Genomic DNA, 21,593 nt, shown 5'->3' with positions numbered 1-21,593 from the left:
GGAGATGAGAGCATGTGGAATAAGGATACGCTTCTTGGGGATCTCCTGGCAGAGAGCCCCGATATGATCGAAGTCTTGCTGGGGCTGGGGATGCACTGCAGCTCCTGCTCGGTCTCCCGCATGGAGACGCTGGAGGAGGCCTGCGCAGTGCATAATCTCCCGGTGGAGGCGGTTGTCAAATTCCTAAACGAGGAGGCTGAGAAACTGGGGATCTGACGACAGAAGCCGGTTTACGAAGCGGAAGACCTGTGCTAGAATCATGACTGTAAGCAAAGACTAACAATACGGAGGATCGTGCAATGAATGAGTATCTGCAGATTGAGAAAGTGGTAGGCCGTGAGATTCTGGACTCCAGAGGTAATCCGACCGTCGAGGCTGAGGTGACCCTTCTGGACGGAACGGTTGGCCGCGGAACAGCTCCCTCCGGCGCGTCTACCGGTGAATTCGAGGCCCTGGAGCTTCGCGACGGAGACAAGTCCCGCTATCTGGGCAAGGGCGTGACCAAGGCGGTGGAGAATATCAACACCCATATCAATTCTGCCCTGGAGGGAATGGACGCCTCTGATATCTATGCGGTTGACCGGGCCATGATTGAGGCGGATGGGAGCAAAGACAAGAGCAATTTCGGAGCCAATGCAATTCTGGCTGTCTCCATCGCTTGTGCCAAGGCGGCAGCTCAGTCCCTGGAAATCCCCCTCTATCGTTTCCTGGGAGGAATTTACGGAAACCGTCTTCCCGTTCCCATGATGAACATCATCAACGGAGGAGCCCATGCGGCCAACACCATTGACGCCCAGGAGTTCATGATCATGCCGGTCGGGGCGCCCTCCTTCAAGGAGGCCCTGCGCTGGTGCGCTGAGGTCTTCCACGCTCTGGCGGCCGAGCTCAAGAGCAAGGGGCTTGCAACCTCTGTCGGCGATGAGGGCGGATTCGCCCCGGATCTCAAGTCCGACGAGGAGGCGATTGAGGCGATTCTCGAGGCGGTGAAGATTGCGGGATATGAGCCGGGCAAGGACTTCATGATCGCTATGGATGCGGCATCCTCTGAGTGGAAGGGGTCCAGGAAGGGCGAGTATATCCTTCCCAAGGCCAAGACCAGGTTCACATCCGATGAGCTGATCGACCACTGGGCCAAGCTGGTTGAAAAGTATCCCATCATCTCCATTGAGGATGGCCTCGATGAAGAGGACTGGGAGGGATGGCAGCGGATGACGGCCCGCCTGGGAGACAAGGTACAGCTGGTGGGCGATGACCTCTTTGTCACCAATACCGAGCGCCTGAAGAAGGGAATCGACATGGGCGTCGGCAATGCGATCCTGATTAAACTCAACCAGATCGGGTCTGTCTCCGAGACACTCGAGGCGATCAAGATGGCGCATGAGGCCGGCTATGCGGCGATCACATCGCACAGGTCCGGAGAGACGGAGGATACCACGATCGCCGACCTGGCAGTGGCTATGAATACCTGTCAGATCAAGACCGGTGCTCCCAGTCGTTCCGAGCGGGTTGCCAAGTACAACCAGCTCCTTCGGATTGAGGAGATGCTGGGAGATTCTGCTCTCTATCCGGGAATGGGCGCTTTCAAGGTGAAGAGATAAGAAGTACAATATCAGGAACAAGGGCCCGCAGATCCCCTTTTTCATGTTCTCGTGTTAGAATCTAATTGTGGTTATAGGGGGGGTGCAGGAGGCAGACTGTGACCCCCCTTGTTGTTTGAGAAAGTGTGAATACAATGTCCAATGTCTTGGAAAATGCCAATATCAATCCCCGCAAGGTCGCCATGATCGGCTGCGGATTCGTCGGATCCACCAGTGTCTACGCGATTATGCAGTCCGGAATCGCCTCTGAGATCGTCCTGATCGACGCCAATATGGAGCGGGCTGAGGGAGAAGCAATGGATATCAGCCATGCCATCCCCTTCTCAACGACTCAGCGCATCTATGCCGGAGATTATGCCGACATCAAGGATGCCGCCCTGGTCATAGTGACCGCAGGCGCCGCGCAGAAGCCGGGAGAGACCCGGCTGGACCTGGTCAATAAGAACGTTAAGATCTTCAAGTCTATTATTCCTCAGATTCGGGACAGCGGTTTTTGCGGGATCATGATGATCGTCTCTAATCCGGTCGATATTCTGACCTATGTGGCCTGGAAGCTCTCCGGCTTCTCCAAGGAGCGCGTGATCGGGTCAGGAACCGTGCTGGACTCCGCCCGCCTCAAGTACATGCTCGGCGAGCATCTGGATGTGGATGCGAGAAATGTCCATGCCTACGTCATCGGCGAGCACGGGGATTCTGAGATCGTGGCCTGGTCCTCTGCCGACGTATCCGGTGTGAATGTAAATCAGTTCTGCGAGATTCGAGGACATTTTCAGCATGAATCCTCGATGAAGAAGATCGCGGATGATGTGAAGAACTCAGCTTATGAGATCATCGAGAAGAAGCATGCCACCTATTACGGGGTCGCATCCGCAGTTCGCCGGATCTCGGAGGTCATCCTCAAGAACGAGAAGTCCATCCTGCCGGTGTCCTCTCTGATGGAGGGGGAGTACGGAATCGGGGATATCTACCTGTCCATGCCGGCCGTTGTGACTTCTTCCGGGGTGGAGACCAAGGTGCACATTGATCTGAGCTACGAGGAACTCACCAACCTGCAGAACTCGGCCAAGACGCTGAAAGACATCCTAAGTCAGGTGGACCTGTCCATGGACGAAGAGGCAAAGTAAGTTTGTAAATGATGTGATACCGATATCCGAAAAATAATAAGACAGATAGAGTATCATGATTGCAAGCCCAAATAGTCAATCGCTCGTTTTAAGAAGTCTACTGTTGAGTAGCTGCTATGCTCTCGATAGGGATCGATGAAACGCTCTTTGGAGGCCTCATCGATTATCGTATATTGATAGAATTTATCTGTCATAAAGCCAGTATAGCAGGCTTTGGCCTATATGCCTTTTTCGTTGAGCTCACAGCTTGTCGGTAGCCAAGACGTACAAAGACCCGATATAGAGAGCCCGGATGACGGGAATAGCCTTTTTCGGTATGCAGCTTATCGTACAACTCGCAGACTGTGATGGAAGGGGTGCGCTTGTGATAATCCCGACATGATACTTTGTGGAAAGATCATGTGGCAAATATCGCTTTGAGTATGTTACAGTGAATATGGCGATTGATGTCTCCTTTCAGAATGTTTTGTGTGGAAACTTACATTCTAAAAGGAAACATCAATCGCTTTTTTGTATAGGGTTACTGTGTCACATCAATTGTAAAGCTACACAGCTACACAGAGATCTTCTGCCGCTTTTTTTCTTACTGACATGTGGACTTTCCTTAGGGTAAAATAAAATTGATATCGACCAGGCGGATCATGCCCTGGGAGCCCTTATGGTTGTACCTGCCATTGATGTGGCAAGGAACTCAAGAATGAGTAGTTGAGAATATGAAAAGATACGGAAAAAGAAACTTCATTATCAGCATTTGTCTTCTGAGCATCCTGACCTTGGCAAGCTGCGGGACAAAGGCATGGAAGAAAGAGGCAGGGAAACTGTCAGATGTAGAGCTCATTGACCAGGGACTGATGGCCTTTGAAGATATGAAGAATGGGCAAATCCACATCGAAACAAAAAAGGATGTGGTTAGCAAGCTGGCCAAAGAAGGGCAGAGCGGGGAATTTCATCAAAAACGGACATTTGACGGGAGCTTTGAACTCAGACCCGATCACATTTTGGGCAAGTACAGCGACGGCAAAAAGAGCTACGAATACTATGGCGATTCCATGGCCAAGTACACAAAGTCCGAGACAGAGAGTCAATGGGGTAACCATAAGCACGTCACGATCAGGTACTTTCAGCCGGTGGGAATTAATCAGCAGGCTGTTTACATCTTGCAGAGCAGGAAAAATGAGATAGGTGTGAGTAGAGAAGAGGAGAGCTTTACCCTGCACTTTGAGAGCAAGGACCCGGCCTTCTTAGCAGCCGATGGCGATATCCTGACCGGAGCCAACTTTGACAGCTTAAGATATGGGGACAAGGATGTAAAGGCGGAGCTGAAGATCGAGCTGAAACTCTCGAATAAGGATTGTCAGATTCTGGGAGTCAACTATACTTGTCACAGAGAGAGCAGTTATAGTGTAGAGGATCTTCAGAGCCAAATAAGCTATGACAAGGTGAATACCGGGGTTTGCGTGAAAGTTCCGGAGGGAATTGCAGAGGCAGTTATCAGGTAGAGGAGAAAGCAATGAAGAGAGGGAAAATCATACTGTTGTCTCTGGTTCTGCTCGCTGTTACATGTCTCTGTGCCTGTCAGCAGGATGCGAAAGCAAGAGCCGCAGGCTATGTGAAGAACTATGTCAGGAGCCTTCGAGAGGCAAAAAATCTGGAGTACATGAGTGAGAACTACAGAAGGTACTCCATCGGCAATCCGGAAGTGAAGCAGTATCGGTCGGAAACAATCCGGCGGCAGGGAAAAATCGAGTTTGAGCAAAAGGTCTTTGAAGAGCTGTATTGCACAGGCAGCAGTCAACTGGTTAATCCGCAAGATATCAAAAAAAGCCTTGCCCAATATGGCAGTACAGACTTTTTGCTGGGGACATCCAAGGTATATTCATCAGGTGCGAACCTGATTTATCGGGCAGATATAGATACAAAAAAGAACTGGGTCTGGAAGGCCGCAAAGGACATTAAGGCGCCGGAAGTGGGACGGAGTGAGGCCTTTTTACAGGTCTATGAGAAATATGCGGATCAGTTTCAGATCCGAGAGGATGAACACTATATTTACCTGCATTTTCAGGGCGATGTCAAGGATAATGCAGAGCAGATCGCTGCTTTAAGGGATAGTTTCCTGGAGAGTAAACTTTTCGGCGAGGGAAAGAAGAATGTCCAGTCACTGGAATTGGATATCCGGCTGATTCTGAAAAAGGACGGTGGCTTCATAAAGAAGAAGCTGACCCCGAGTGAGGCCAGGATTCATATCAAGACCGGCCTGGAAAGCGAGAAAGATCATGGGGTCGTCTCCAATGAGGATCACTTTGAGGCCTCTTACCGGGATATCAATCAGATTGAAAAGATCCAAGAGCCCAAGGGCTTGCCCGAGAAGTAAGGGGATTTCAATCTGATATAATTAAGTACATACAGGTTGGCTTCGCTTCTGACATATCGAAGTTTGACCAGGTGAAATCACAGATAGACAAGGGGAAATTGTAAAGCTACAGACCTGTCCATGGACGAGGAGGCAAAGTAATTCCTATTTCCCTGTCTCCATGCTATAATCGATAGAGTTGTTTTGAGGAGTCGGTTCGGCGGGGAGTAGGTCTTCGCGGGAGAACGCCGCACGACCGGAAGCGCCGGCAGGATGTGAAGAAGAGGCACAGAGGAGAGGAAGATGAGCATTAAATTTATCGGGACTCATGACAGGGATCTGAAGATGTTCGAGAGGCAGTATCCCCTGTCCGCGGGCATGTCTTATAATTCCTATTTCATCGATGACCGGAAGACGGCCGTCATGGACACGGTCGATGCCAGAAAGACGGAGGAATGGCTGGATCTTCTGAAGGAAGCCCTGGACGGCCGCCGGCTGGACTACATTATTGTTCAGCATATGGAGCCCGATCACTCCGCGTCCCTGGCCGCTGCCTTAGAACAGCATCCCAACGCCAAGGTAGTCGGCAACAATAAGACCTTCAATATGATTCACGCCTTCTTTCCGGACCTGGACCTGGCCATTGACCGCAAGCTCATGGTTCAGGACCATGATGTCCTGGATCTGGGCAGTCACAAGCTTCACTTTATCTTCGCGCCCATGGTCCACTGGCCGGAGGTGATGCTGACCTATGATTCTACGGACCGGGTGCTCTTTGCGGCAGACGCCTTCGGAAAATTCGGCTGCGGGGACGTGGAAGACGACTGGGTGACGGAGGCCCGCCGCTATTACTTTAATATCGTCGGCAAGTACGGCCCTCAGGTGCAGACCCTGCTGAAGAAGGCGGCCGGTCTTGAAATCAAGAAGATCTACAGCCTGCACGGCCCGCTTCTGACGGAACATCTGGACCGGTACATAAAGCTGTATCAGACATGGTCCTCCTATGCACCGGAGGAGAGCGGGGTCTTCATTCCGGTTGCCTCCATCTACGGGCACACGCTGGAGGCCGCCAGACAGGCTCAGAAGATGCTGGAAGCCAAGGGGGTCAAGACGGAGCTCATGGATCTGACCGAGACAGATGTCTCTTACGCAGTCGCCCAGGCCTTCCGCTTTGATCGCATGCTCCTTGCGGCTTCTTCCTATGACGCCCAGGTCTATCCCCCCATGCAGGACTTCCTCCATCATCTCGCCAACAAGGCCTTCCAGGGGCGGAAGATCGGCATCATGGAGAACGGATCCTGGGGCCCCACGGCCGCCCGCACGATGAAGAAGATCATGGAGGGCTGGAAGAATATCGAATGGATCGATCCTCAGGTGACCATCCGGTCTACTCTTGACGCGGAGAGCAGGAAGAAGATGGAGGAATTGACAGAGGCCCTGGCAGAGGCATAAATGAAAGTCCGGAAGGGGACGGGTCAAAAGAACCGATGACCGATCCATGTGATTAAGAGGATGAAGCGACTACAGGAGACTGCTGACCTGCATATGGGTCCTGCGGTATCCTGCGGCCGCTTTTCTGCTGTACCAGAGGGTCAGAAGCAGAACAGAAGAACACTAATGGGGAACGGAATAGAAGAACAGTAGAAGGGATGACTGAGATGTCCTACGATCACAAGCGAAAGACTGGACTAAGGGTGGATAAGAAGGCCGTGGAATTCAAGTCCACCATGGCGAGTCCCGCATGGATTGCCCTGTTTGACAGGGCAGCCGGGGGAGACCGGGGAGCGGCCCTGGAACTGGCAGAAAGCTATCTCAGGGGGACCTATGGGGAGAAGAACCTGATCAAGGCTTTCAAATGGGCCTCATACGCCGCCAAGAGGCAAGAGCCCGGGGCGGAAGACCTTCTCGCAGAGATAAAAATTGCGCGCAATAGTATTGACAGCTCGAAATAAATTGCGTACAATTTGTCTGAAAGTAAAAACAAGACACAAGATCCCTTTCTGAAGGAGAGAAGAGTTAGGAGGAGAATATGACTGAGTTAACACTTACCGCTGCCAACTTCGAGGATGAAGTGCTAAGGAGTTCTGTCCCCGTCATGGTTGATTTCTGGGCTTCCTGGTGTGGCCCCTGCAAGATGCTGGGCCCTGTCATCTCTGAGATAGCCGGAGAATCCGACGGCACTTACAAGGTGGGCAAGGTCAACGTCGATGAGGAGATGGGGATCGCGGAGAAATACAATATCATGTCCATTCCGACGGTCATCCTCTTTAAGGATGGGCAGGTGTACAAGAAATCGGTCGGCGCTGTCCCCAAGGCACAGCTCTTGGACCTGCTCAAGTGATGCGGCCCGGATCCGCCTAGATGAGAGCGGATCTCCCTGAAATCAAAAAGGAGCATTTGTATGTATGATATTTTAGTTGTAGGCGCCGGTACCGCCGGTCTGTCAGCCGGGATCTACGGGGTCCGTCAGAATAAGAGCGTATTGGTTCTCGAGGCGAGCAACTACGGCGGCCAGATCATCAATACGCCGGATATAGAGAATTATCCGGGGATTGCCCACACGTCCGGTTTTGACTTCGCCATGGGACTCTACAAGCAGGCCACAGACCTGGGGGTTGCCTACCGCCAGGCCAGGGTGACTGCCATTGAGAGCCGGGAGGATCATAAGGTCGCTGTCCTGGAGGACGGAGACCACATTGCCGCCCGGACCATCATTCTTGCGACCGGGGCCAAGAACAGGCCGCTTGGTCTTGCACACGAACAGGAGTGGATCGGCAAGGGAATCTCTTACTGCGCGACCTGCGACGGCATGTTCTACCGGAAGAAAATCGTGGCTGTCAACGGCGGCGGCAATACGGCTCTGGAGGATGCGGAATTCCTTGCCGCGATTGCGGAGAAGGTCTATGTCATTCACAGGAGAGAACAGTTCCGGGGAGAGGCCCTGCGCGTTGAAAGGCTTCGGGCCAAGGAGAATGTGGAGTTTATCCTCAATGCCAATATCACAGCCCTCCTGGGTCAGGACCGGCTTGAGGCCCTGGAGATTACGGACAAGATCAGCGGGGACAAGCGGACGATTGCGGTCAACGGCCTCTTCGTTGCCATTGGACAGAAGCCGGAGAATATGATATTCTCTAATGTTGTCAGCCTTGATGAGGGCGGTTATATTGTCGCGGGCGAGGACTGCAAGACCAATGTCGATGGAATCTTTGCCGCGGGCGATACGAGGACAAAGACGGTCCGTCAGCTGGCGACCGCAGCCGGTGACGGAGCCGTGGCAGCGCTCGCTGCCGTCGCCTATATAGATCAATCAGCTTAGGGAGGATTCGCGGTATGAGCGATAAGTATGATTCACTCAAATTGGAGAACCAGCTCTGTTTTCCGCTGTATGCCGTCTCTAAGGAAATTGTGCGCAAGTACAAGCCCTTTCTGGATCCCCTCCAGCTGACCTATACCCAGTACATCACCATGATGGTCATGTGGGAGAGGCAGGAACTGACGGTCAAGGAGCTGGGTCAGGTCCTCTTTCTCGATTCCGGGACATTGACTCCGGTGCTCAAGAAGCTCGAGGCCAAGGGCTATATTGACCGCGCCAGATCTAAGGCAGATGAGCGCTCTTTGATCGTCACAGTGACGAAGAGCGGGATGAAGCTGCGAGATGAGGCCCTGGCTGTCCCGCTGCAGATGCAGGGGTGCTTTAAGCTAAAACGCAAGGAGGTTCTTGCCCTCTATAAGCTGCTCTATCATATGCTCGCCGAGATGGATCCCGGCCAGGGACCCATGGAGGATCTCGAGGCGAGACTGAAAGCACTTGAGGCATAAGCAGTCAGACAGAGGCCTTCGGCAGGGATAGTCGAAGGTCTCTTTTTATGTAAATTTCCCCAGTTGATCTTGTTCCCTTGTGATCTCGTCTCCTTGCAATTATGTTCCCTCGTGACAGGAAGAGACCGGGAGGATATTGACGTGAAACCCGGGTGAAAATATAATACGCAGGAAGGACAATGTATTGTATCCCACAGTTGGAGCTCGCGTCTGAGACCTGCGTCAAGACGCACCGCGTTGCATCCTCACGGAGTGACAGCGGTGCGTCTGGCATGTCTGAGACCGGTCGGCCACAGGGAACGATAACGGAGGTAGAAGATGAATACGAAGACAAGAAGCAAGTCTCTGGCGGTCATGGCTCTCATGACGGCCCTGATTTTCGTCCTGCAATTTGTGACGATTCCCCTGGGCGCCATCACGGTCTCCCTGGCCATGGTGCCGGTCTCTGTCGCGGCGGTCGCGCTGGGGCCTGCAGGCGGACTGGCCGCCGGAGCTGTCTGGGGACTGGCCTCCCTGCTCAAGGCACTTCTGGGAACCAGCGGAATGACAAGCATTCTCTTTAACATATCCCCCCTGTCAACGCTGGTCTTGTGCTTTGTTCCGCGTATGCTGGACGGACTGGTCGTCTCGTTACTCTATCGGGGCCTGCGCAGATTTACCAATGTTCTTGTCAGCGGATCTGTGGTCGGCTTTCTGTCGGCCTTTCTCAACACCCTCTTTTTCATGTCAACCATTGTGCTCCTCTTCGGGCAGACCCCCTATCTGCAGAAGATGATGGCCGGCAGGAGCGTACTGGCCTTCATCTTGTCCATCATCGCCGGGAATGCGATCTTCGAGATGATTGTCTCTGCTCTTGTGACGGGGCCGATTGTCGCGACGCTTGCGAAAGCGCGTCTGATCGACAGAGGAGCCAGGAGGGATGGGTCGAAGTTCTAAGAGTGCTTCGGACCCAGGCCTGAGGGAATTTGAATTGAAATTCCTCTCCTCCTGTGATACCATTCCGACTAGTGACGCACATTTGTTCGTGCGTCGCGGACAGAACGCGCAGAATCCGCCCGGCAAACACAGGACCGGGCCGGCAGGAAGAAGATCGTGAGGATCCCATGAAGAAGATTGTGAAGTTCGGCGGCAGCTCTCTTGCAGATGCCAGGCAGTTTGAGAAGGCGGGGGAGATCATTCGAAGCGACCCGGGCCGCCGCTATATCGTTCCGAGCGCTCCCGGGAAGCGCTTTGACGGAGACGAGAAGGTGACGGACATGCTCCTTGGCGCCTATCGGACCGCACTAGAGGGCGGGGACCTGCATGGGCAGCTGATGGACATCAAGGCCAGATACCAGGAGATTATTGATCATCTGCAGCTTGCGATCTCCCTGGAGGAGGATTTTGACCGGATTGAGGCCAGGCTCAAGACAGAGCCGAGTCTTGACTATGCGGCCTCTCGGGGGGAGCATTTAAACGGCAAAGTCATGGCAGCCTATCTGGGCTACCGCTTCATCGAGCCGGCGGAGAATATCTTCTTCGACCGGGAGGGTTTCCTGGACATGGATAAAACCGCCAGAGTTTTGGGCAAGACCTTAGAAGACGCCGAGTACGCAGTGATTCCGGGATTCTACGGCTGTGATCCGGACGGCAAGGTCAAGACCTTCTCCAGGGGCGGCTCCGATGTCACCGGCTCCGTTGTCGCAGCGGCTGCCGGCGCAGATGTCTATGAGAACTGGACCGATGTCTCTGGCTTTATGGTTGCGGACCCCCGCATCATTCACAACCCGGTATCCATCGACACATTAACCTATCGGGAACTCAGAGAGCTCTCTTATATGGGAGCTTCTGTTCTCCATGAGGATGCCATCTTCCCGGTCCGGTCCAAGGGTATCCCCATCAATATCAAGAATACCAACGCGCCGGACGACGAGGGCACTTGGATCGTGGAGTCCACGGCCAGGAAGCCCAAGTTCACCATCACCGGGATTGCCGGGAAAAAGGGCTTCTGCGCCGTCTCCATCACCAAGGACTTGATGAATTCCGAGATCGGCTTCGGCCGCAAGGTCCTGCAGTCCTTTGAGGACAACGGCATCTCCTTCGAGCACATGCCCTCCGGAATCGACACCATGACCATTGTGGTGCATGAAGACGAGTTCCTCCACAAGGAGCAGGCCGTTGTCTCTGAGATCCACCGCTTAACCAAGCCGGACCAGGTGGAGATCGAGTCTGACCTGGCTCTGATCGCGGTCGTGGGCCGGGGAATGAAATCCATGCGGGGAACAGCCGGAAGGATCTTCTCGGCCCTGGCCCACGCCCATGTCAACGTTCGCATGATGGACCAGGGATCCTCTGAGCTAAACATCATCATCGGCGTGGCCAATGAGGATTTTGAGGGGGCGATCAAGGCAATCTACGATATTTTCGTGACAATCAACCTCTGAAATGGATCTTTTTTCGCATCAGGGGGTTATGCGACGGCAAATCCTGTGTTAGTATGTAGGCATAAGAGAAGCGCCCTTGTGGGGCGAATATAAGATATGAGCGAAACGCATTTCCGGATCGGGAAATGCGTTTCGTGTGGTTTTAGGGGGAATTTAGCCTGCTAAAGCAGGAGGAAATTAAGAGGAGCGTCATGCAGGAACTTGGAATCCAAGCAGGTGGAATGCGGACTATGAGAATTGGGACAGGAGGCATGGGGGCTGTGAGAAAGGCAGAATTCAAGAACGCCTCTTTGATATTTGTCGCGACTCTGATCTGGGGAACTGCCTTTGTGGCCCAGAGCCTGGGATCAAGCCATCTGGGAGCCTTCAGTTTCACGGCCTTTCGCAACCTGATCGGCTTCCTCTTTCTGATTCCCGTGGCGGTCCTCTTTCAGGCCAGGGGGATTTCCGCCCGCCCCATGGAAGAGGATCGGCCGGACAATATCTTCATCCCCGGCAGGAGGGGGCAGAGGGCCTTTGTGACCAAGACAGAGCTTGCCTGCGGGTCCGTTCTGGGTCTGATTGTCTTCATCGCATCCAATGTCCAGCAGCTTGGAATCGCAGGCACAACAACGGCTAAGGCCGGATTCTTCACGGCCATGTATGTGATCTTCGTGCCGATTTTGAGCATTTTCCTGGGCAAGAGGGCCAAGAAGATGATCTGGCTCTGCGTGGCCCTGTCCATCGTCGGACTCTACATGCTCTCCATGAAGGGGGGCCGGGTCTCCTTAAATCTGAGTGACGGACTGGAACTTCTCTCCGGCCTCTGCTTTGCGGTTCACATCATGTATGTGGGCTACCGGTCTCCCCGCTGTGACGGTGTGGTCTTCGCCATGATCCAGTTCGCCGTGTCTTCTGCCTTAAGCCTGATCTTCGCCCTGATCCTGGAACATCCCGGGATAGAGGATATCGGCCTTGCCATCTTCCCCCTCCTTTATGCGGGTATACTCTCCAGCGGCGTGGCCTTCACCCTGCAGATCATAGGGCAGAAGAACTTAAATCCCACCTTAGCATCTATCCTCATGTGCTTTGAGTCAGTTATCTCCGCCGTCGCCGGATGGATCTTCCTCCATCAGCGCTTGTCCGCTTTGGAGATGATGGGATGCGCGGTTCTCTTTGCGGCGATTTTGCTTGCCACCCTCTTCGGAGGAACAGAGGAGGGCCCGGCGGAGATGGCGGATCCTGCCGCAAGCCGGAAATATGTCAGGATCAGGGAAACAGATAAGGAGCTTGTCGGATGAACAAGAAGGAAGTGACGGAACTCAAGAGAAGGCTGAAGAGGGAAACCGTATCCTTTTCCCGCATGGCCGGATGTTATGTCGATGCCAATAAGAACAAGGTGACGACCTTCAATCGGTCCTTTCTCAATCTGGAGGACGAGGAGTTCTCCAAATACTTAGAGATTGCCAACAAGGTCCTGTCCGGTAAGCTGGGCAACCAGCTGATCGAGCTTGAATTTCCGCTGAGAGAAGAGGAGGAGGGGGGGCGCCAGCAGCTCCTGATGGCCCTTCGCAGTACAAGAATCGAACAGGAGCCGGTCCTGAACCGCTTCTATGATCATGTCATTGAGACCTATGAGTGCGCGGGCAATTATCTGATCCTGCTCTTTCACGATGTCTACGATCTCATGAGCAGGGGCTCCGACAACATAGACCTGGACGAGTCCGCTGAGGCATTTGACTATATCCTCTGTGCCATCTGTCCCGTAGCCCTCTCCAAGCCAGGCCTCGGCTACCGGGAGGAGGACAATGCAATCGCCGCCAGGAACCGCGACTGGGTGGTGGGGCCGGTCGACACCGGCTTCCTCTTTCCCTCCTTCGATGACCGGACGAGTGATATCCACCATGTTCTCATGTACGCAAAGAGCGTCAAGGATCCCCACAGGGAGTTCTGGGAGAACGGACTGGGCTGTGAGAGCAGGCTTACGGCGACAGAGAAGCGGGAGGCCTTCGGCCGGATGGTCTGCCGGAGTGCTGCACAAGAGGAGGACGCGGCGGAAGACTTTCTCCTGGAGGTCCAGTCCAATCTGAATGATTTCATCGCAATGGAGGAAGATCGAAGGAGCGACGAGGAAGCGCTTCTTCTGACCAGGGAGGATCTGGTGGATATCCTGGAGGACTCCGGCCTGCCCTCAGACCGGTCCGACCGGGTCGGAGCCGAATTCGAGGAATTCTTCGCAGACGAGACGCCCGCTGCTGAGGATCTGCTGGACAGCAAACTCTTAAAGGACAATGAGGTCCGCAAGGAGAAGAATCACCTGCAGAAGAAGGTCGTGGAGCTGACGGATCAGCTGGAGGCCGCAGGCGTGATCGCAAGAGACGGCAAGGCCATAGACGTGGTCGTCAGAGTCCCGGAGGAACGCCTGGATACGGTGGAGACGAGCTTTCTGGATGGCCGCAAATGCCTGATCATCCCCCTGGAGCCGGACGATCAGGCCAGCCTGAATGGGGAGGATTACCTCTTCTGATCTGCTGATTTTCCGGGATTTAAGCCGGAGGGGTCAGCGCTCGCCCAGGGCCAGGTCACGGACGCGGGACAGACCCCTGCGAACAGCGGGAATGGCGAGGATCAGGATGGTGATGAGGGCTTCTGCCAGCAGATAGGAGCCGTTGTAGGCCAGGGAATAGAGCAAGGGGCGGCCGGAGAAGTCGTATCCGGCGAAGACCACCCCCTCGGCGTAGGCGCCGAAGAAGATGACCCCGGACAAGACAGCGAAGAAATAGCGGCCCAGGACGGCCAGGAGATAGCCCTTGATCAGACCGTTCCTGGACCCGGCGAAGAGGCCGGAGAGGCCCAGGGCGCCGAAGGCAAGAAGGTAGTCGCAGATCATCTGGGGCAGGCTGATGATATAGGGGCCCAGGAGGAGCTGGAGGATGCCGTAGGCCAGACCCGCGGACAGGCCCATGCCAAGGCCGTACCAGTTGCCGACCAGGACGATAAAGAGCATGGAGAGGAGGGTGACAGACCCTCCCATGGGCAGATTAAAGAGCTTGATCATGGAGCTTACGGTGCCGAGGGCGATGGCCATGGCCGCGAAGGAGATCTCTCTGGCGGAGAATTTCTTCTTCCGACCGAAGAGGAAGTTGCCCAGAAGGAGGACGGCAATTAAGGCAAGGATCAGGGCGGTGTAGCCCCAGACCGTGAGAGAATAGGAACCGCTTGCGTCGGCAGTTGCAAAAAATGACATAAAATAACCTCCCTTGACTGATGCGCGGGGGGTGGAATCTTGCTTCCTTACGCCGGTATGATCCGGATCAAGTGATAAGGGTCGAAGCAGACGCTTCTCTCAGCCACAGGGCACCCCCAGCGATATACAATTTATTTACTGAACAAAAGGCTATCACTTCACCGCGAAATGTCAAGGGAGGAGACGCAAGATGCGGGCCCTTTCGGTTGAAATGTGGGATTGGATGGGATAAACTATAGCATAATTTTGTGCGACAGATGAAGGAGATAAAGATGGCTGATCGATTAGACGTCCGCAGCTTACAGCGGAATTACAAGGAGTACGGGGACAGGGAAGTGACCCTCGGCGGATGGGTCAGAAGCATCCGGAATTCCAAGAATTTCTCCTTCATGGTCTTAAATGACGGAACCTTCTTCACCCCCGTCCAGGTGGTCTTCTCCGCGGATCAGATTCCAAACTACGAGGAGATCTCACATCAGAATGTCGGAGCCGCCGTTCGGGTGACCGGTCTTGTGACATTGACGCCGGACATGAAACAGCCCTTTGAGATCCAGGCGACCGCGATTGAGGTCGAAGGGGCGTCCACACCGGACTATCCCCTGCAGAAGAAGCGGCACAGTCTGGAGTTCCTGCGGACCATGCCCCATCTGCGGGCCAGAACCAATACCTTTGAGGCTGCCTTTCGCGTCCGGAGCGTGGCCGCATATGCCATTCATAAGTTCTTCCAGGAGCGGGACTTCGTCTATGTCCACACCCCCATTCTGACCTCCTCGGATGCGGAGGGAGCGGGGGAGATGTTTCAGGTGACCACCCTGGACTTAGACGATGTGCCCAAGGATGCGCAGGGAAAGGTGGATTTCACCCGGGATTTCTACGGCAAGCCCGTCAACCTGACCGTGTCCGGCCAGCTGCAGGGTGAGACCTTCGCCCAGGCATTTCAGAGGATCTACACCTTCGGCCCCACCTTCCGGGCCGAGAATTCCAACACCAGCCGACATGCGGCCGAGTTCTGGATGATTGAGCCGGAGATCGCCTTCGCTGACCTCGAGGACGACATGGAGCTGGCCGAGTCCATGCTCAAGTATGTGATATCCTATGTGCTCGAACACTGTCCGGAGGAGATTGACTTCTTCAACCGCTTTGTGGACAAGGGGCTCATCGACCGCCTGAATCACGTGGTGAATTCGGATTTCGGCCGCATCTCTTATACAGACGCGGTTGCGGAGCTGACCAAGCACAATGACGTGTTCGACTACAAGGTATTCTGGGGCTGTGACCTGCAGACCGAGCACGAGCGCTATCTGACCGAGCAGGTCTTCAAGAGACCGGTCTTCGTCACGGACTACCCCAAGGAGATCAAGGCCTTCTACATGAAGCTGAATGAAGATCATAAGACGGTCGCCGCGGTCGACTGCCTGGTTCCGGCGATCGGAGAGATCATCGGTGGCTCCCAGCGTGAGGACGACTATGACAAGCTGCTTGAGCGGATCCGGGAGAACGGGATGGACGAGTCCACCTATGCCTATTACCTGGACCTGCGCAAGTACGGCTCCACCCGTCACGCCGGCTTCGGGCTCGGCTTCGAGCGTCTGATCATGTATTTAACCGGGATTTCCAATATCAGGGACGTCCTGCCATTCCCCAGAACGGTGGGGACCTGTGACCTGTAAGGGACCGGTGAGTTAGGAGTTATCTATGAGCAGTATTCAAATTCCATCCGGTTATCAGTCAGCCCTGGACCTTAGGGACACGCAGATCGCCATTAAGAAGGTCAAGGATTTCTTCCAGAATCAGCTGGCGGCAGAACTGAATCTGCAGCGAGTGACGGCTCCTCTCTTCGTCGAGCCCTCCTCCGGCCTAAACGACAACTTAAACGGGAGCGAGCGCCCCGTCTCCTTCGGGATCCGGGAGCAGGGAGACCATGCGGTGGAGATCGTCCAATCCCTGGCCAAGTGGAAGCGGTATGCCCTGGGACGCTACGGTTTCACCCGGGGGCAGGGACTCTACACGGATATGAATGCCATCCGCCGGGATGAGGACACGGACAACATCCATTCCATCTATGTGGACCAGTGGGACTGGGAGCGGGTGATCGACAAGGCGGACCGCAATCGGAGCTTCCTGCACAAAATCGTTAAAAACGTCTATGAGGCCCTGCATGTGACAGAGAAGTATGTGGCCAACAAGTATGACTATGTGGACTGCATCCTGCCCGATGACATCAGCTTCATCAGCACCCAGGAATTAGAGGATATGTATCCGGACTGCACGCCGAAGGAACGGGAATACCGGATCGCCAAGCTCCGGGGGGCGGTCTTCATCGAGCAGATTGGCGACAAGTTAAGGGGCGGGGACAGGCACGACGGCAGGGCTCCCGACTATGATGACTGGAGTCTGAACGGAGACATTATTGTCTACTATCCCGTCCTCGATATCGCCCTGGAACTAAGCTCCATGGGTATCCGCGTCGATGAGGAGGCGCTTCTGAGTCAGCTTGCCAAGGCGGGCTGTCCCGAGCGGGCAGACCTTCCCTTCCAGAAGTCCATTATAGAGAGGAAACTTCCCTATACGGTCGGCGGAGGAATCGGCCAGTCCAGGATCTGCATGTTCTTCCTGCGCAAATGCCACATCGGCGAGGTCCAGGTCTCCATCTGGCCGGAGGAGGACTTAAAGCTCGCGGCGGATCGGGGCGTCACCCTTCTCTGATGAACAGGAGATGGGACCGAAAGAAGAATCGATTGAATTTCATAAAGTAGCGTGCTAAAATCTCAGTAGTTGCCTAAAAGGCGGCTGCTGGGATTATTTATAGGGGCAAAGAGCCTGACAGATAGGATCGGGGACAGCAATGATTAAGAAAATGAGAGATGAGAACATGGACCGGCTCATGGACGGGATCCTGACCTTAAAGAACAGAGAAGAGGCCTATCTCTTCTTCGAGGACCTGTGCACGGCCAACGAGATGGTGTCCTTGAGCCAACGCTTCGAGGTCGCCGGCATGTTGCGGAAGAATTACACCTATATGGACATCGCAGAGCGGACCGGGGCCTCAACGGCGACCATCAGCAGGGTCAACCGGGCCCTCATCTACGGGGATGGAGGCTATAACGCCGTATTAAAGCGGGTCAGCTCGGACTCATGACGGCCGTATGGCGGCGGTGGAGGAAGCAGGGGCAGGGATGATGCCCCACGGAGAAAAGATGTCAAGATCGCTTGAATTATTAAATGAACAGCAGAGAGACGGAGTCCTTGCAAGTGAGGGCCCCGTCCTTATTTTGGCCGGCGCCGGATCCGGCAAGACCCGGGTTCTGACGCACCGGGTGGCCTATCTGATTGAGGAGAAGGGGGTGGCCCCCTATCGGATCATGGCGATCACCTTCACCAACAAGGCGGCCGGGGAGATGCGGGAGAGGATCAACCGCCTTGCGGGCTTCGGCGGAGAAGCGGTGTGGGTGGCGACCTTTCACGCCTCCTGTGTCAAGATCCTCCGCCGTTTTGCAGACCGGATCGGCTATGACGGCCGCTTTAGCATCTATGACGGGGATGACCAGAAGACCCTGATGAAGGATATCTGCAAGCGGCTGGATATTGACACCAAGATCCACAAGGAGCGGTCCTTTCTGTCCGTGATCAGCCGGGCCAAGGAGAATCTGATCGGGCCGGAGGACTTCCTGCAGGGGGCGGCCGGGGACTTCAACCGAACCCGCCAGGGCCAGGTCTACCGGGAGTACCAGGCCAGGCTCCTGGCCAATGACGCCATGGACTTCGATGACCTGATCATGAAGACAGTGGAGCTCCTGCGCAGGGATCCCGAGGTCAGAGACTACTACCAGAGACGTTTTCAGTACATTATGGTGGACGAGTATCAGGACACGAATACAGCCCAGTTCGAGCTGGTCCGACTGCTGGCGGACGGCCACCGCAACATCTGCGTGGTCGGGGACGATGACCAGTCCATCTACAAGTTCCGGGGGGCGAATATCTATAATATCCTCCACTTCGAGGAGCACTATCCGGACGCCAGGGTGATCAAGCTGGAACAGAACTACCGGTCCAGCCAGAACATTCTGACGGCGGCCAACGGGGTGATCGCCAACAATGTCGGCAGAAAGGACAAGGCCCTGTGGACCGACTCGGGCGCCGGAGAGAGGATCGTCCTGAGGCAGTTCGATACGGCCTATGAGGAGGCGGAGTATGTGGCTGACCGGATCCGTGCCGCCGTCCGCCGCGGCGACTGCTCCTATAAGGACTGCGCCATTCTCTACCGAACGAATGCCCAGTCTCGCCTTCTGGAGGAGAAGCTGGTTGTCGACAATATTCCGTACAAGATCTTCGGCGGGGTCAACTTCTATGCCCGCCGGGAGGTCAAGGACCTGATCAGTTACCTCAAGGTCATCGACAATGCCAGGGACGACCTGGCAGTCCGCAGGGTTATCAATGTCCCTAGGCGGGGGATCGGGGCCGGCTCCATGGACCGGATCCAGGCCTATGCCAATGCCAAGAGGATTGACTTCTATGAGGCCATGACCCAAGCGGACCGGATCCCGGGCTTGGCCCGGGCGGGGGCAGGGATTCGGGACTTCGTCTCCCTGATCGACCAGTCCAGACAGGTCTTAGACCAGGAGGGCATAAGCCGGTGCCTCCTTGATCTCATAGACCGGACCGGCTATGTGGAGGGACTTAAGGCCGAGGGGACCGATGAGGCCAAGTCCAGGATCGAGAACATCGATGAGCTTATGAATAAACTCATTCTCTATGAGCAGGAGACAGAGGAGGCAAGCCTTCATGATTTCCTGGAGCAGGTCGCCCTGGTCGCCGACATCGACAGCTTGGACGAATCCGCAGATTATGTGGCTCTGATGACTCTGCACGCGGCCAAGGGGCTGGAGTTTGCCAGGGTCTTTCTGGTGGGCATGGAGGACGGGCTCTTTCCAAGCTTTATGTCAATTACGGCGGACAATTCCGAGGAGGAGATCGAGGAGGAGCGCCGCCTGGCCTATGTCGGGATCACCAGGGCCAAGGAGCAGCTGACCATTACGGCGGCCCGGATGCGCATGGTGCGGGGGCAGATGCAGTATGCCGCGATCAGCCGCTTCGTCGAGGAGATCCCCCCGGAGGTCCTCGACGGAAGTCTGCCCGGAAAGCGGGCTGATTTCTTCACGGAAGAGGACCATGAACCGGGCCCCCGCTATGGATCCAAAGCCTATGCCGGCCCGGGCGGGGGAGGAATTCACAAGAAGACTTCCGCCCAGAAATATGCGGCGGCGGCCAGGGGCATTGGCAGCGGCGGGAAGGAAGCGCTCGACTACCGGGTCGGAGACAGGGTGTCACATGTGAAGTTTGGAGAAGGAGAGGTCACTTCTATTGTGGAGGGGGGACGAGACTATGAAGTGACCGTCGATTTCGACCGGGCCGGAACCAAGAAGATGTTCGCTGCATTCGCGAAACTGGTCAAGCTATGACAGAGATCCCAACAAATTGATCGGAAGTATCTTGCTTTGGCGGGCAATGTGATATAATCAGAGACATGTAGAAGTTGTGCATGCATACAGGAGGTATGGCGCTATGAAGAAGGCATTTAAGACTCTGTTTGGTTTGACCGCAGTAGCAGCTCTCGTTGCCGGTGTCGGTTATGCAGTGTATAAGTATTTTAAGCCCGATTACGAGGAAGAGTTCATGGATGACATCGACGATGCCTTCGATGACGATGATTTCTTCGAGGATGAGGATGAAGGGGAGTTCACAGCCAAGGTTGATGAGGCCAAGCAGGCAGCAGAGACCGAGCTCAAGGATGAGAGCAGCTTCGCGGACTGAAGGGCTTGAATATCTCTATGCCCGGGGAACCCGGGCGCATGTGATATGGTTGAGTGAAGGATTTCCGATCCGTGGGATGGGAAATCCTTTTCTGCTGTCCGCTTTGTCATAGGCCAAAGCGGACAGATTAGGGCCAAGCGGACAGATTAGGCCCAAGCGGGCAGATTAGGCCCAAGCGGACAGAGGAAAGGGGGCTTGCTGAAGTGATAAATGCAAAAACAGTCCTTATCGGCAGTTTTGTACTCCTGGGTATTTTTTATATTCTGGTCTATCTATTTATGCTCCGTTTCTTGCGGCAAAAGAGGGCAGACGGAACAAGAGCGATCGATGATGCCGTTAATGAGCAGACCAAGACCGGAAAGCCGACCATCGAGGAGATATTGATCTACGGCAGTCTGATCGTGATCGGAGGATTTCTGATCTATAACCTGGTCCATGAGGGCGGAGTCAATGTCGGCCTGATCGGCAGACTGATTGCCATTCCGATCGCCACTTCCATCTTCAATGCGAGGCGGCGGACCGGCCGGTCTATGATGGCCATTATGGCCGCTTTCCTCGCGGCACTCTATCTGATGCTCCTCTATTTCATGATTGGTCTGCCGCCCAAGGCCCCCAGCCTGGTGGTCGATCAGACGCCGATCGTTATGAATCAGACGAGTGCGGAAGATCTCCACCGGGAGGGGTATGAGGTCTACCTGAGGCGGGAGGAGGCCGGCTATGCTAAGTATGATGATTACCTGTCCAGCGGAGATTATCAGAGATACAGTTGGGATCGGAGCAGAAAGGTCATAAAGGGCTTTGAGTCAAGAAATATTGATTCCGGCTATCCGCCTTATATCCTGGTCAAGGACGGACATGTGATCGGGAATCTCATCCTCTATGCGGGACAGAAGGAAGACAAGCTGATAGAGGACAGCAAGGTAATCGGTTTCGGTATCGAGGAGCAGGGAAGTCAAGTGAACCGGGAGAGGGGAACTAAGGTCACGCTTGAGGGGATCGACCTGATGAAGCCCCTTGATTCGATGGAAATCTCCCACATTTTCAAGAAGAAGCTTTGGCTTCGTCCCACGAATGGGAGCAAGGCGGATGTCACAAGCCTGGTCTATGGAATCCATTGGAATTCCCGCTCCGACCACGTCTTCTGGGATGGTTTCTACAGCTATATCCGTTTTGACGAAAATGATCTTATGACAAGTTTTGAGCTTTTGACCGATCCGGTCAGGGACTATCAGCATTAGGGGT

21 protein-coding genes and 1 riboswitch are annotated in these 21,593 nt (G+C 54.7%); of the genes, 20 read left to right on the top strand and 1 reads right to left on the bottom strand.

Annotation, left to right across the window (positions count from 1 at the left end):
• The first annotated feature begins 12 nt into the window (after positions 1-12).
• From ACO5R6_RS01930 to ACO5R6_RS01865, 14 genes are all read left to right on the top strand, one after another.
• Positions 13-216 (top strand): DUF1858 domain-containing protein, encoded by a 204-nt coding sequence (locus ACO5R6_RS01930; RefSeq protein ID WP_485625495.1) that lies wholly within the window; start codon positions 13-15, stop codon positions 214-216.
• 83 nt (positions 217-299) lie between these two features.
• Positions 300-1,598: a phosphopyruvate hydratase gene (gene eno / locus ACO5R6_RS01925; protein WP_485625494.1), complete on the top strand. Its 1,299-nt coding sequence runs from the start codon at positions 300-302 to the stop codon at positions 1,596-1,598.
• 134 nt (positions 1,599-1,732) lie between these two features.
• Positions 1,733-2,722, top strand: coding sequence for an L-lactate dehydrogenase (locus ACO5R6_RS01920; RefSeq protein ID WP_485625546.1), 990 nt, complete (start codon positions 1,733-1,735; stop codon positions 2,720-2,722).
• Between the two features lie 713 nt (positions 2,723-3,435).
• On the top strand, positions 3,436-4,221 hold the full coding sequence (locus ACO5R6_RS01915; protein WP_485625493.1) for a hypothetical protein: 786 nt from the start codon (positions 3,436-3,438) through the stop codon (positions 4,219-4,221).
• An 11-nt stretch (positions 4,222-4,232) separates the two neighbouring features.
• A complete protein-coding gene (locus tag ACO5R6_RS01910) occupies positions 4,233-5,093 on the top strand; it encodes a hypothetical protein (protein ID WP_485625492.1) in 861 nt (286 codons plus the stop codon).
• Between the two features lie 282 nt (positions 5,094-5,375).
• Positions 5,376-6,524 (top strand): FprA family A-type flavoprotein, encoded by a 1,149-nt coding sequence (locus ACO5R6_RS01905; protein ID WP_485625491.1) that lies wholly within the window; start codon positions 5,376-5,378, stop codon positions 6,522-6,524.
• Positions 6,525-6,730: 206 nt separating this feature from the next.
• Positions 6,731-7,024 (top strand): hypothetical protein, encoded by a 294-nt coding sequence (locus ACO5R6_RS01900; protein WP_485625490.1) that lies wholly within the window; start codon positions 6,731-6,733, stop codon positions 7,022-7,024.
• Positions 7,025-7,101: 77 nt separating this feature from the next.
• On the top strand, positions 7,102-7,413 hold the full coding sequence (trxA, locus tag ACO5R6_RS01895) for a thioredoxin (RefSeq protein WP_485625489.1): 312 nt from the start codon (positions 7,102-7,104) through the stop codon (positions 7,411-7,413).
• A 60-nt stretch (positions 7,414-7,473) separates the two neighbouring features.
• The gene (locus ACO5R6_RS01890; RefSeq protein ID WP_485625488.1) at positions 7,474-8,388 is read left to right on the top strand and encodes an NAD(P)/FAD-dependent oxidoreductase; all 915 of its coding nucleotides are present in this window, start codon (positions 7,474-7,476) and stop codon (positions 8,386-8,388) included.
• Positions 8,389-8,402: 14 nt separating this feature from the next.
• A complete protein-coding gene (locus ACO5R6_RS01885; protein WP_485625487.1) occupies positions 8,403-8,891 on the top strand; it encodes a MarR family winged helix-turn-helix transcriptional regulator in 489 nt (162 codons plus the stop codon).
• 318 nt (positions 8,892-9,209) lie between these two features.
• Entirely contained in the window at positions 9,210-9,827 is a 618-nt protein-coding gene (locus tag ACO5R6_RS01880; RefSeq protein WP_485625486.1) for an ECF transporter S component, read from the top strand.
• A 167-nt stretch (positions 9,828-9,994) separates the two neighbouring features.
• Positions 9,995-11,314, top strand: coding sequence for an aspartate kinase (locus ACO5R6_RS01875; protein WP_485625485.1), 1,320 nt, complete (start codon positions 9,995-9,997; stop codon positions 11,312-11,314).
• A 260-nt stretch (positions 11,315-11,574) separates the two neighbouring features.
• Entirely contained in the window at positions 11,575-12,594 is a 1,020-nt protein-coding gene (locus ACO5R6_RS01870) for a DMT family transporter (protein ID WP_485625484.1), read from the top strand.
• The gene (locus tag ACO5R6_RS01865) at positions 12,591-13,820 is read left to right on the top strand and encodes a DUF4317 domain-containing protein (protein ID WP_485625483.1); all 1,230 of its coding nucleotides are present in this window, start codon (positions 12,591-12,593) and stop codon (positions 13,818-13,820) included. The genes ACO5R6_RS01870 and ACO5R6_RS01865 overlap by 4 nt, the downstream gene beginning before the upstream one ends.
• Positions 13,821-13,853: 33 nt before the next feature.
• On the opposite strand, the gene ACO5R6_RS01860 is transcribed toward ACO5R6_RS01865, so the two are convergent.
• Positions 13,854-14,540: an energy-coupled thiamine transporter ThiT gene (locus ACO5R6_RS01860; protein WP_485625482.1), complete on the bottom strand. Its 687-nt coding sequence runs from the start codon at positions 14,538-14,540 to the stop codon at positions 13,854-13,856.
• Positions 14,541-14,567: 27 nt separating this feature from the next.
• Positions 14,568-14,668: riboswitch (TPP riboswitch) on the bottom strand.
• 144 nt (positions 14,669-14,812) lie between these two features.
• Here ACO5R6_RS01860 and asnS point away from each other — a divergent pair.
• The 6 genes from asnS to ACO5R6_RS01830 all read left to right on the top strand — a co-directional run bounded on the left by asnS (position 14,813) and on the right by ACO5R6_RS01830 (position 21,589).
• Positions 14,813-16,210: an asparagine--tRNA ligase gene (gene asnS / locus ACO5R6_RS01855; RefSeq protein WP_485625481.1), complete on the top strand. Its 1,398-nt coding sequence runs from the start codon at positions 14,813-14,815 to the stop codon at positions 16,208-16,210.
• A gap of 25 nt (positions 16,211-16,235) precedes the next feature.
• Complete coding sequence (gene asnA / locus ACO5R6_RS01850) at positions 16,236-17,246, top strand: aspartate--ammonia ligase (protein ID WP_485625480.1); 1,011 nt, start codon at positions 16,236-16,238, stop codon at positions 17,244-17,246.
• 139 nt (positions 17,247-17,385) lie between these two features.
• Positions 17,386-17,679, top strand: coding sequence for a YerC/YecD family TrpR-related protein (locus ACO5R6_RS01845; RefSeq protein WP_485625479.1), 294 nt, complete (start codon positions 17,386-17,388; stop codon positions 17,677-17,679).
• Between the two features lie 58 nt (positions 17,680-17,737).
• On the top strand, positions 17,738-19,999 hold the full coding sequence (locus ACO5R6_RS01840) for an ATP-dependent helicase (protein ID WP_485625478.1): 2,262 nt from the start codon (positions 17,738-17,740) through the stop codon (positions 19,997-19,999).
• A 103-nt stretch (positions 20,000-20,102) separates the two neighbouring features.
• Positions 20,103-20,351, top strand: a complete 249-nt coding sequence (locus ACO5R6_RS01835; RefSeq protein WP_485625477.1) for a hypothetical protein — start codon at positions 20,103-20,105, stop codon at positions 20,349-20,351.
• Between the two features lie 203 nt (positions 20,352-20,554).
• Positions 20,555-21,589 carry a hypothetical protein gene (locus ACO5R6_RS01830; RefSeq protein ID WP_485625476.1) on the top strand — a complete coding sequence of 345 codons (1,035 nt, stop codon included), beginning with the start codon at positions 20,555-20,557 and terminating at the stop codon, positions 21,587-21,589.
• Positions 21,590-21,593 lie beyond the last annotated feature (4 nt).

Source organism: Shuttleworthella sp., assembly GCF_057251025.1.
Note: the sequence above shows the minus strand (reverse complement) of the source record. Positions and strands in the feature narration are given on the sequence as shown.